Consider the following 11,779-nt stretch of genomic DNA (forward strand, 5'->3'; position numbering starts at 1 on the left):
GTAATTACGAGTTTTTCTTTTTGGCTTTTTTGGCCAGCTTGTCGTTGGCAGGCAATGTGATTTTCCACATGCTGCCACCGGCTTTGTTACCACCTTGCTTGCCGCCGTATTCGATGATATACAATGTGTTACCGATAAGTAATGCATCGGTGGGGGCGGTGAAGTTGTTAATGATACTGGTTGTTTTGGTTTTGTAATTGTCGGTTTTCTTGTCGTACGTCATTTCCATGTGCAGCAGGTCCTTGCCATACCTGCGCAATGGGTTTGGATTGACGACACCATTACGCGGACCGCCGGTGTAACGGATCACGAAGCCGTCACCGGTGAGGTCTTTGCCCAATGCATTGTGTGTATCGAAGAAGATGCCCAGCGGGGAAGAGTGCGCATTGAATGTGCCCACGGTAACGCCGGTGGTGTCGCCGTCCATAACGACACCGGTTTTACGGTCGCGGTACTCGTTGGCGTCGGGGCCCAGGTTCTGTACCGAGGGCGAGAATGTCACTCCGGCCGGCCGTTTCGGGAAGTCGGGATCGTTGTGGAAGTATTTCATGAGGAATGCGAATGCAAACTTGCTCAGGAATGGGTCTTTCTCGGGATCGGGGTTGAAATCAGGAAACTGCTGCGGGTTTTCGATGCCGCCCATTACCCAGGGAAAGCCATAGTGATGGCCCTTGCGTACCCAGAACATGTCCTCGGGGTGGTCGTAGTCGCCGGAATTGGAAACAGCGAACAAGTTGCCCTTTGCATCGAAGGCCATGTCGTAGGCATTACGGATGCCTTCTGCGAAAATGTAGCCGTCGGCTTTCAGCTTGGCGAGGTCTGTTGAAAGCAACAGGTCTTTGGAGTTGATCGGGAAGCGGAAGATGTTCGCGGTAAGCGCATTATCGCGGGCATTGGGGTATTCGCCGCCGTTGTCCTGCACCTCGCCGTGGTCGGTGCGGGCGCCGGTGTTGACGTAAATGTATTTACCGTCCGGGCTGATTTCCAATGCATTCCAGCCATGGTCGAAGGTGGTTTTGTTGGCGCCGTATTCAACAGTATTGAAAACGACCGTCATTTCAGGTTTGTCCGCTCCCTTTGTCATTTCGTAGCGGACCATCCTGCCCTTGTTGCCTTTATTGTTGTTAACGCTCACATTTCCGGCCAGGAAGAGGGTATTGCCGTGAAATGCAGCGCCTTGCAAGCGCGGGATGCCGTGGTCTTCGACGGATAGCAGCTTTTTGCTCACGGGCTTGCCATCCTCGATGACGATTTTAACCACGTCCCCGAAAAATGTCGTGTAGTACATTTCACCGGTGACAGGGTGCTGGATAAGGCGGACCGCTTCCGGTTCCACTTTCATGTACTCCTCAATGGTGATGTCGTCGCGAAGTGCTTTTGGGACAGACGTGGAGACGTCCCGTTGTTGTCCGAAAATAGGAAACGTCAGGCCCAGGGCGAGCGCCGACGCGAATCCGGACTTGATAATGCGGCCGTAATGTAACATAGTGTTTTTATGGGGTTTAGGTAATTCTTTCAATCGGCGGTCAGCGGTCAGCCGTCGGCGGTCGGCCGTCAGCCGTCAATTTACTCCGTTTTGCCCAAATGCCGGATGTACGCCACGAGCTGCCAGCGCTGCTCGGCGGTGAACACATCCTGAAACGGAGGCATATTGCCACGTCCGTTCGACATTTTCCAGAACAGCGAGCCGTCGCTTTGGGCTTTTACCAGCGTATCGTGGAAATTGGCTGGTTTTTGTCCTAATGCCCCACCTGCGGCGCCGTCGCCGTAACCGCTTTCGCCGTGGCAGGAAGAGCAATACAATGTAAACAGCTCTTCGCCCTGTGCGAGGGTGAGCGGCTCCTCGTGAAAAGGGCTTTTCAGCGTATCCGCCCAGGCGGGAGCCTTCCACGAGTCCTGGGAATTGTGTGTGAAAGTATTCTTTTCGGAAGAAAACCCAGCGAGGCCGATCCCGGAAAGAATGATGAAGCTTGCGGCTATGATATTGTTTTTCAACATGAATATACAGAAATGGTGAATTAGTTACTTTGCCATTCTTCCTCCAACCCCTTAGGAACACTCAATTGCCGGAGAGTAATATCCGCTTAAACGGGGTTGGAAGATGAATGGCGTAATATCCTGTTATTTGAGCGACGCCCGCACTTTGGCCACCTCCTCCGTCGTGATCGGGCTTGCGCTGTTTCCGAAATTGCTCCGGATGTGGGTCAGTACCTCGGAGATTTCCTCGTCCTTCAAAAAGCTGTGCTGCGGCATTACATTGTTATAGGCCTGGCCTATCACCTCGATGGGCCCTTCCAGGCCATTCAACAATACCTTGATCAGCCGCTCTTTGTCGCCGGTAACCCATTCGGCACCACCCAATGGCGGGAAGCGCTGCGAATCGCCCATGCCATTGCGCTGGTGGCAGGCCGTGCAATACACGCTGTACACTTTTCCACCGGCTACGGGCTTGTCTTTGTCAAGGTTATCGTTCACGAAGTCGGGCGTGCGAATGTGCGTCATGGACTTGCGCTCCTCCATTTTGGCGAGCGCAGGCTTCGCAAATTTCTTCTTGTTACCCTTATAAGTCACTTTCCAGATCTTGCCTTTCTCGGTTTCGGCAATGTAAATGGAGCCATCAGGGCCCATTGCGATACCCATCGGGCGGTATACCGCATCGCTTACGTTTACGATAGGGTCGAGGCCGGCGAAACCGTCCGCAAAAATCTCGTATTCTCCGGCTACCTGGCCGTTTTTAAAGGGCACAAAACCAATAAAATAGCTCGATTGCGGATACGGAGCGCGGTTGGTGGAGCCGTGGAATGCGATGAATGAGCCGTTTTTGTAATGCTCCGGAAACTGAGCGCCCTGGTAAAAAAGAATATCATTAGGCGCCCAGTGGCCGGGAAAACCGATTAGTGGCTTTTCGTACTGATCGCATTCACCCACAATTTTACCATCACCACCATATTCAGGATTCAGTACTTTTTTCGACTGCATTTGATCCCAATAGCAATAGGGCCAGCCCGCGTGGGTACCTTCTTTAACCCTCAAAAACTCTTCCGAAGGCAGCAATGCGCTTTGCCAGCCGTTGTAAAGCTGAGGCCAGAGGCGCAGCAGATCGTCGCGGCCGTGTTGTACCGCGTACAGGTTGTTATCCTGGAAATTCCAGTCCAACGCGACCACGCTTCGCAAGCCCGTCGCAAACTTGGTACCGTCTTTTTGCAACTGACCGGTCTTGTTCGCATCGAATTTCCAGATACCGCCATGGTCTTCCAGGATAGGGCACGGCATCATCCCTTTCGAGCCAGGCGTACGGTTTTGCTCCTGGCAGCAGTTGGAATTGGCCCCGAACGGGACGTACATAAAACCCTTATCATCAAATGTGATGGGCTTCGCAATGTGCTCGTGCATGCCGTGCGGGTGATCGTCGGTCAGTATCACCTCTTCCGGGCTTTCCGGTACCAGCTGGCCGGGAGTGAGTTTGTAGCGATAAACGACCAGCTCGGAGCTGAAATAGAGATAGCCTTTGTAAATGCGCATGGCCGTACCGTAGGCACGTTCTTTCGCTGCACCACCGAAACGCTTGATAATGTCCGCACGACCGTCCTTGTTCGTATCGCGCAATGCGATAACGGATTCGCCCTTGTCGGCAAACCGCGCTTTCACATAAATATCGCCATTGTCATTCACCGCAATGTGCCGCGCACGGCCGGGAAGACTGTCTACCACCACCGTAGCCTCGAATCCATCCGGCAAAAACAGGCCGCCATTTTTGGTATTAACAACCGGCAAGTCCCGGTCAGAATGCTGCGTAAAGCCCAATGCCAGAAGCACAAGGAGGGAAGCAGACCATTTTAAGCGTTTTTTTAACATAGGTCAATTAAGAGGGGTTCAGGTGATTATGTGTCGGCGGTCAGCGGTCGGTGGTCGGTGGTCTGTGGTCCGTTTGACCGCCGCCGGCCGACCGCCGACCACTTTATTTCGTCAAATATATCGGCGCCGTAATGCCGTTCAAATCATAAACTATTTTTCCGCCCATGACGGTGAGCTCGCATTCCAGCTTTTCTTTGCCTGTTACTTTATAGCCGGTTTTGTCGTAGAAACCGAAATTTCCCTGCCGCATTGAAAACACAGCCACGTCGGCGATAGCGCCTTCGGTAATGTGGCCGAGCTGCTCGCGGTGGATTACTTTGGCCGGTTCCCAGGTGCTGGCTTTGATGATTGCCGGCAGGTCCATACCCATATTATAGAATTTCGACATAATGCTCAGCATGTCCTTCATCGAGCCGTTCATGCTGCCGGTGTGAAGGTCGGTGCTGATGGTATTGGGGTAAAAACCAGCTTTCATGGCCGGGATCGCCTGCGAGTAATTGAAGCTTGCGCCGCCGTAGCCCACGTCGAATACAATGCCTCTTTTGCGTGCCGCTATCGCGAACGGTTTTACTTTCTGCGTGGCTTCATCCACGATGGTTTCTCTGATGTTGCCTTCGAGCAACGTGTACGCGTGTGTGTATATGTCGCCCGGGCGAAGGTGTTTCATGAACAACTCTTCGAGCGGAAGGGGTGGTGTGCTGCCTCCGAAATCGACCATAACCGGCATGTTGGCCAGTTTTCCGGCTTTCACCGCATTATCGACCGGTTTCCAGTCCTTTCCCTGGAAATGCGCTACCTTGAAACCCACCACATCATTGCGGTTTTTGATCGCGACGCCTGCGGCCAGTGTCGGGTCCATATCGGCGGTGTCCTGTTCCCAGTTTCCGCCGCGCATGCCTTGTCCTACAATGTTCAGAAACGAGAGTACGCGGGTTTTGGAATTGAAAATCACATTGTTTTTAAACTCTGAAAACGAATCCCAGCCTGCACCGCCCGCGTCGACGATCGTCGTCACGCCTACGCGGAAGGTGAAGCCGTCGGGTGGGACCGCCACCAAACCATTACTGAGGTAATGGTTTGGCTCGGTACCAAAAAACACGTGTCCATGAATATCGATCAATCCGGGTGTGACATACATCCCTTTGGCATCCACCACCTGGCGAGCCTCCTTCGGATCGATATCCTTCGCCACTTTTTTGATCTTCCCTTCGAAAATACCGACATCCATCACCTGATTGATATTGTTCTTCGGGTCGATCACCGTGCCGCCTTTGATCAGAATGCTGTACGTCTGGGCATGGGAAGCCACGCCGAGCAGACATGCCAGAAATGTGAAAAGGATGGACCTGTGTTGCATTGTACTTCTTGAAAAGGTTGGGGTTTAGGAATGTTAAATGGTACTGTACATATTTAAACAACTGCTTTTGACAGTTCTTCTTTCAGTCTGGATGCCACGATTTTCTCCTCGCCCGGTTTGAGCATCCAGGTTGTAATGGTCAGCGAATGGTTTTCGGCCGGCATTACTTCAATTGACGGGTTGCCTTTGCGAAGCGCTTCCTGCAATGTTTTGACAGGCAGGCTGATCTTCGCGGCATCCCACGACACTTTCAATGTGGGGGTATGGTTACCCAGTTCAGGGACAGTGACTTCCGTCATCACACCCTTCACGCTTTTTACTGCATTCTCGATGGTCGCCACGCGGTTTTCCCAGGTTTTCCACTCTTTTTTGTGGTCCATCTTCACGAAATTGTCCAGCGCGACGTACATGCCGAGGATCTCTTCTTTATTCACCTTCATACCGCGGCCGATCGTCGAGCCACGTGGCGGCATGCTGAGACGTGCAGCATCGATATACTGCTTTTTACCCATCAGGATACCCGCGCTTTGGGGCCCGCGCATCGCTTTCCCGCCCGATACACACACGAGGTCGAAGCCCAGGTCGTTGAAACGCCAGAGGTTTTCAACCGGCGGCACATCGGCAGCCATGTCGATCATTGTGGGAATCCCATTTTTCTTCGCAATTTCAATCCATTGCTCATGTTTGATCTGTCCTTTGTCGGACTGGATATGCAGGAACCACATTAATGCGGTCTTCTCATTAATAGCTTTTTGTAACTCTTCCACCGTTTCAACCTGCACGATTTTACAGCCGGTGTTGGTCAATGCATGCGAATAGCCGATGTTATGACCTTTCTGAATGATCACTTCTGACTTCATGCCGGTACCTTCCAGGTGCGGCAATGCCTCCACTTTTTTCTGGTCCATTCCCGTGAGCACGCCCGCGAGACCCAGCGTGAGCGCGGAGAAACAACCGGCAGTCACTACCGCCGATTCGGCATGGGTAATGGCGGCGATTTTCTCGCCAACCTTGGTCTGGACTTCATCGAGCATCATGAACTCCTTCGCCGCGCCCTGGATCGTCGCCACCACATCGTCCTGCATGAGGGAGCCTGTCATCATGGTGTAGGTACCCGCTGCATTAATAAAAGTACGGATGCCCAGTTCTTTGGCGAGGTTGCGCGCCGGAGCTTTGGCCAGCAGGCCAGCCGCGTCCGCGGTGCCATTGCCCAAAAAACCGCCCAGGAGGGGAAATGTGGACAGATGCTTAATTAAATCTCTACGGTTTATCATAATGGTTAAGGACTGAATAGATTGGTTAAAGGCTTTACAAAACGGTTTAGACAGTATGCAGAGAAAAGATGCTTTTTATGGGCCTCACTACTCTGTTTTGTAAGATTATTTTTTTAATAATTAAAAATTTAAAAAATAAACTTTGGCGAATACCTGTTTCGAAGCCTTTTTATTCCGATTGAGTGATTTTGGAGAGTGCCCTCCGGGGACATGGGGTCGGAGGGCACTTCTTCGTCCATCAGAATTAACTAGTTCTTATCCCACCAAAGTGCCGTAGCTGCATTGTCGGGGCCGCCGAGTAATTTGACGGCCGCGTCCACTGCTTCGCCATTGTTTTGCTTTTCCTGCAACAGGAACGGGATTCTCCGCACAACCGCCGTGGTAGGAACGTCGGTGTTCACCGAGTTCACAACCGGGTAGAGTTTAGGCAGTCTCGTGCGACGGAATTCTGCCCACGCCTCGATACCGTCGGGGTACACCGCCAGCCATTTCTGCGTAGCAATCTGCTCCCGTTGGATCGCCTCGGTTGCACCCCATTTCACCGGGATGTTGGTAAGCGCGGCCGATTGTTGCTGGTCGCCGGGTGCAACTGGTGTTTTTGTACTGTTAATGTAGGTATTAACCGCCGCGCCGGTAATGCCCCAGCCTTCCATCGAGGCCTGGATACCTTTTTCATAAAACGATTGTGCGGTTCCGGTACCTGCATTCCAGCCATTCAACGCAGCCTCGGCGAGAAGGAAATACGCTTCGGCGGTATGCATTACGTCTTGTTTAACAGCCAGCTGGCGATCCCAGGCCGATCCACCGCCCGTGTTGCGGATCCAGCGCTCGCCGATGTTGGAGTTATTGTCGTTGCTGTTGGCGGCCACGGCCAGCTCCGTAGGGCCGAGGCCGTTGCGCAATCCCTCGTAGGATTTGGTGAGGAACGCAGGCTGAAAGTAAATGCCGATGCGCGGGTCTTCGTAACCTTTTAGTACCGACTCCATCGCAGCACTCATCCGGAACTCGCCCCATCCCGAAATCGTGGCAAGGCCGTTGTTATCGCCGCCTAAGAGGCTTTTTGACATGTAGGCGTTGTCTGCAACATCGGTGAGCAAACCGCCGGCGATCGCCGCTTCGGCTTCCGTTTTCGCTTTCGCAGGATTAACTTTCGAAATGCGAAGGGCCAGGCGCAGACGAAGCGTGTTCGCGAATTTGATCCATTTGTTTACATCACCACCATAAATGATGTCGTAGGTACCATATGGCTTGTCGGTGGTTTTGCCTTTGAGCAATGCGGTGGCGTCGGCAAGTCGTTTAAAGAAATCATTATAAATCTCTTCCTGTGAGTCGTATTTGATCGGCGTCGTGAGCTTTCCGGCTTCCGAGTAGGGGATCGGGCCGTAGTAATCGGTTATCCGGTGGAAGGAAAATACCCACCAGATGTTTGCCAACGCGTACTGCGGTGTCGATTTGTCAAGTTTTTCAAACAGGATTTGCAGCTGCGGGACTACCTGGGTGTAAACCGGGTTCCAGTGGCTGTCGATCCAGGTCGGGTGCATGAAGTAGCGGTCCGACTGAAAGTTCGGCGTAGTAGTCGCGAAATATTGCGCGTACAAATCGGCGAACAGGTTCTGGGCGGTTTGGTAGGTTCCCGCTGCGTACGACGACTGCTGCTGTGCACGTGAGAACACGTAGGGCAATTCCGCATCGGTAATCGCGGTGAGCGCTGTCTGACTGGTATTCAGTTCATCGAAATCACCGGTACAGCCGGCCACTACCAGCGCTGAGCCGGTGAGGACGCTTAATGTGGTTGCTCTGATATATTTATTCAATGCTAATTTCATATGACAATATTTTAAGGGTCTGTTTAATTAGAATCCAACTTTCAAATTCAAACCAACAGTACGTGTTGAAGGAAGGGCGCCGTATTCCGATCCCTGGAAGTTGCCTGCGCCCAGGTTTACGTCCGGATCGAATGGCAGTTTACGTTTGGCAAGTCCCGGAATATCCATTTTAGCATAACCGCGGTAGATGAAGAACAGGTTGCGGGCAGTAAGCGAGAGGCGCAGCGATTTGATGAATAGTCCCGGAGGGGTAGGGATGTTGTAACCCAAAGTCGCTTCTCTCAAACGGAAGTTCGTGGTAGAGTAGGTAAAGAACTCACCCCAGGTATAGCGGCCTTGTGAAACGGTCTGCCAAAAGGTTTGCGCGTCGATCGCTACATTGTTCTGCTCGCCGGTTTCGGTAACAGCAGGCAATACCCAGCCGCCCTGACGGTGTGCTTCGGTGTAATCTGCGGTTCCGTCGTAAGCGAGGTTACCATCGGTTCCGGAGGTCATTACACCACCTACGCGGCCATCCACCAGGAAGCTCAGGACGAAGTTTTTGTACGAGAACGAGTTGTTCAGGCCTATGGTGAATTTAGGATTGAAGTTACCCACGATGTTGTCGAATGCGGTTGCAACAGGGAGCCCTTTTGCATTCACGACATAGCTGCCGTTTGCATCTTTTTTCCAGCCGAATGCCTGCAAGTCGCCGTATGAGCCGCCTTCACGGACGATGGCCGTGGTTGTACGGGTATTTCCGCCCAATGTGGCCGTCTTGATGGTTTCGTGAAGTTCCACGATTTTGTTCACGTTGCGGGCGAAATTAAGCGTCGCGTCCCAGGTCAATGCTTTACCTTTCAATGGAGAGGTGGTCAAAGAAACCTCGAAGCCTTTGTTATTGATCTTCCCCGCATTGATAAACTGGTTCTGGAAACCGGTAGGCGTTGCTTGCGGCAATGTAAGCAACTGGTTCACGGTGTTGGTATTGTAGTAGGTGAAATCCAATCCGAGTTTTCCTGAGAACAAACGCAGATCAAGACCTAATTCTGTTGACGAAGAAATCTCCGGTTTCAGGTTTTCTGCCGGGCGTGTCGTATTGCGGTTGATATAGCCACCGCCGTTGCCGCCTTGCGTAAACGTATAGGTTTGCAGCAACCGGTAAGGATCAGTGTCGTTACCTACCTGCGCCCACGATCCGCGCAATTTCGCGAAGCTGATCACCTCCGGCAATTTGAATGCTTCCGTGAGGATCACATTACCGCCGAACGAGAAATAGGCATAGGAATAGGGCTTAGGCAATGTTGAAGACCAGTCGTTGCGGACCGAACCGTCGATGGTAATGAAGTCACGGTACGATAATGATGCCGTTCCGAATACATATTGCAGCTCTTTCTGGCTGAATGCAGTGAGCTGGGTCAATGCAGCAGCGAACGACAAATCGAAGAAGTTCGGAACCGTAAGACCGGTAGTTGTTCCGCCTACCTGCGAGTATTTCTGGTAAGTCTGGCCGGCACCGAAGTTATAGGTCAAATGCAGGTCTTTGCTCAGATTATTGTTACCCGAAACAATCACGTCCATGTTGCGCTCGGTCGTTTCGGCCGTCCAGTCGGCATAAGAGCCACCCGATCCCGCGAAAAGCAATGTATTGTTGTAAAAACCACGGTTTACACGGTCGGAGTACCAGTCGTAGCTGATGCGGCCCTGTACGTTCAGCCAGTCGGTCAGTTCATATTTAACCGAACCCAGGGAAATCACCCGGTTGCGTTTCTCCGATTCGAAAGTGCGGTTAATGGTCCAGTAAGGGTTCATGTAAATACCCGAGCTGGCCCAGTAAGTAGGCTTCCCAGCGGCATCTTCAAAGTTTTTATATTGGTTCAAATCCACACTGCGGGGGATTTTGTACAAGTTCATGGTCACAGAGCTTTCTTCACCCGAACGCGGTTTGTTCTGGATGTCGGAGTTGATATAGGTGATTTTGGCATCGGCCGAAAGGCGCTTGGTAATCTGGGTGTTCAGGCGGAGGTTGAAGGTATGCCGCATGAGTTTGTTGTTCGGCAGGATACCCTGGTTAGCATTGTTGGTATACGACAAATAGGTCTGGATCTTCTCCGAGCCTGCTGAAACGCCGATCGAGTTGTTGGTCGAGATCGCATTGCGGTAGAAATCCTTGACATTGTCCGGGAAAGTGGTCATGGCCGGGCCCCAGCTCTGGCTGGAATTGGTGCTTTCCGTGCCGCCGCTTCCCTGTCCGTATGTATTTTGCAGTTTAGGAAGCAGGAATGGCGTTTCCACTACTACACCGGAGTTGATGTCGGCCGTTACCTTGCCTGCTTTTCCTTTTTTAGTGGTAATCATAATAACCCCGTTGGCTGCACGGCTGCCGTACAATGCCGAAGCCGCAGCACCTTTCAGGATGTTCATCGACTCGATGTCGTCCGGGTTAATATTCGCAGCACCATCGGAGCCGTTGATACCCCCGAAATCGTTGTTAACCTGGCCGCGCGCGGTGTTGTCGATAGGCACGCCGTCCACAACGAACAATGCATTGTTATTACCGGCGATGGAACGGTTACCCCTAAGTACGACACGCGTCGCCGAACCTGGTCCCGACGAGCCCTGCGTGATCACCGCACCAGCTACTTTACCGGAAAGGGTATTCACGAAGTTCGCATCGCGCACATCGGTGAGCTTTTTGCCGTCGATCTGCTGGGTGGCGTAGGTGAGTGTTTTCGCATTACGCTCGATACCCAACGCAGTTACCACGACTTCACCGAGTTGTTTCACATCTTCTACGAGCGTCACATCAATGGCCGTTTTGTCGCCGACCGAAATTTCCTGTGACACATAGCCAATCGATGAAAACACCAGTACGGCATTGTCGTCAGGTACGTTGATCGAATAAGCCCCGTCGGCGCCGGTAGTGGTACCCTGGTTGGTACCTTTCACCAGGATATTCGTGCCGGGGATTCCCGCGCCTGCATTGTCCTTTACAGTTCCCTTCACTTCTTTCGCTACATTCACCGCTGCCGCAGGCTGTGCCGTCAGTCCCGTTGCCCTTTCCAGCTTGTTGCTGATCACGATGTTGTTATCCACCTGCGTGAAACCCAGTCCGGTGCCGTTCAGGATCGTTTCCAGTACTTCCTTCACCGGTTTTTTCTCGGCATGGATGGATATTTTCCTTTTCTTGTCGATGCGCTCGATGCTCGTAATGAATTTGAAATCACTCTTTTTCTCAATCGCGATGAATGCGCTTTGAAGCGTCACTTCTTTCAGGTCGAGCGAGATTTTCACTTCCTCGATGCCCTGAATTGATTTCTTTGCAGCCGATGCCGATCGCGCCGCCTTTGGGTTGGTCGCGTTCGTGCGTGCCGCGAGCAGGGGCTGTGCGGACATCACACATGCCAGGACCAGCGCCACGCTTTGCCTAAGCGCCGTTCCTGTTTTCGGGTGGGTGTCGGGTAACTTTTTTCGCATACTGTTTTGAG

The 11,779-nt window shown here is 52.3% G+C and carries 7 protein-coding genes; all 7 read right to left on the reverse strand.

Annotated features, from left to right (window positions below):
* Positions 1–4: 4 nt before the first annotated feature.
* Entirely contained in the window at positions 5–1,486 is a 1,482-nt protein-coding gene (locus tag BLQ88_RS05725) for a PQQ-dependent sugar dehydrogenase (protein WP_090147533.1), read from the reverse strand.
* A gap of 80 nt (positions 1,487–1,566) precedes the next feature.
* On the reverse strand, positions 1,567–1,998 hold the full coding sequence (locus tag BLQ88_RS05730) for a c-type cytochrome (RefSeq protein WP_090147535.1): 432 nt from the start codon (positions 1,996–1,998) through the stop codon (positions 1,567–1,569).
* Between the two features lie 123 nt (positions 1,999–2,121).
* A complete protein-coding gene (locus BLQ88_RS05735; RefSeq protein ID WP_090147536.1) occupies positions 2,122–3,855 on the reverse strand; it encodes a PQQ-dependent sugar dehydrogenase in 1,734 nt (577 codons plus the stop codon).
* Between the two features lie 103 nt (positions 3,856–3,958).
* Complete coding sequence (locus BLQ88_RS05740; RefSeq protein ID WP_090147538.1) at positions 3,959–5,212, reverse strand: amidohydrolase/deacetylase family metallohydrolase; 1,254 nt, start codon at positions 5,210–5,212, stop codon at positions 3,959–3,961.
* Positions 5,213–5,265: 53 nt separating this feature from the next.
* The gene (locus BLQ88_RS05745; RefSeq protein WP_090147539.1) at positions 5,266–6,486 is read right to left on the reverse strand and encodes an aminotransferase class V-fold PLP-dependent enzyme; all 1,221 of its coding nucleotides are present in this window, start codon (positions 6,484–6,486) and stop codon (positions 5,266–5,268) included.
* Between the two features lie 248 nt (positions 6,487–6,734).
* Positions 6,735–8,312, reverse strand: a complete 1,578-nt coding sequence (locus tag BLQ88_RS05750) for a SusD/RagB family nutrient-binding outer membrane lipoprotein (RefSeq protein WP_090147541.1) — start codon at positions 8,310–8,312, stop codon at positions 6,735–6,737.
* A gap of 27 nt (positions 8,313–8,339) precedes the next feature.
* A complete protein-coding gene (locus tag BLQ88_RS05755; protein WP_090147542.1) occupies positions 8,340–11,768 on the reverse strand; it encodes a SusC/RagA family TonB-linked outer membrane protein in 3,429 nt (1,142 codons plus the stop codon).
* Positions 11,769–11,779 lie beyond the last annotated feature (11 nt).

It is taken from the genome of Dyadobacter soli (assembly GCF_900101885.1).
In the GTDB taxonomy this organism is placed as follows: Bacteria; Bacteroidota; Bacteroidia; order Cytophagales; family Spirosomataceae; genus Dyadobacter; species Dyadobacter soli.

Coding starts and splice junctions, on each gene's coding strand:
- BLQ88_RS05745 (WP_090147539.1), bottom strand. CDS start 6,486: ATGATAAACCGTAGAGATTTAATTAAGCATCTGTCCACATTTCCCCTC.
- BLQ88_RS05735 (WP_090147536.1), bottom strand. CDS start 3,855: ATGTTAAAAAAACGCTTAAAATGGTCTGCTTCCCTCCTTGTGCTTCTG.
- BLQ88_RS05725 (WP_090147533.1), bottom strand. CDS start 1,486: ATGTTACATTACGGCCGCATTATCAAGTCCGGATTCGCGTCGGCGCTC.
- BLQ88_RS05740 (WP_090147538.1), bottom strand. CDS start 5,212: ATGCAACACAGGTCCATCCTTTTCACATTTCTGGCATGTCTGCTCGGC.
- BLQ88_RS05755 (WP_090147542.1), bottom strand. CDS start 11,768: ATGCGAAAAAAGTTACCCGACACCCACCCGAAAACAGGAACGGCGCTT.
- BLQ88_RS05730 (WP_090147535.1), bottom strand. CDS start 1,998: ATGTTGAAAAACAATATCATAGCCGCAAGCTTCATCATTCTTTCCGGG.
- BLQ88_RS05750 (WP_090147541.1), bottom strand. CDS start 8,312: ATGAAATTAGCATTGAATAAATATATCAGAGCAACCACATTAAGCGTC.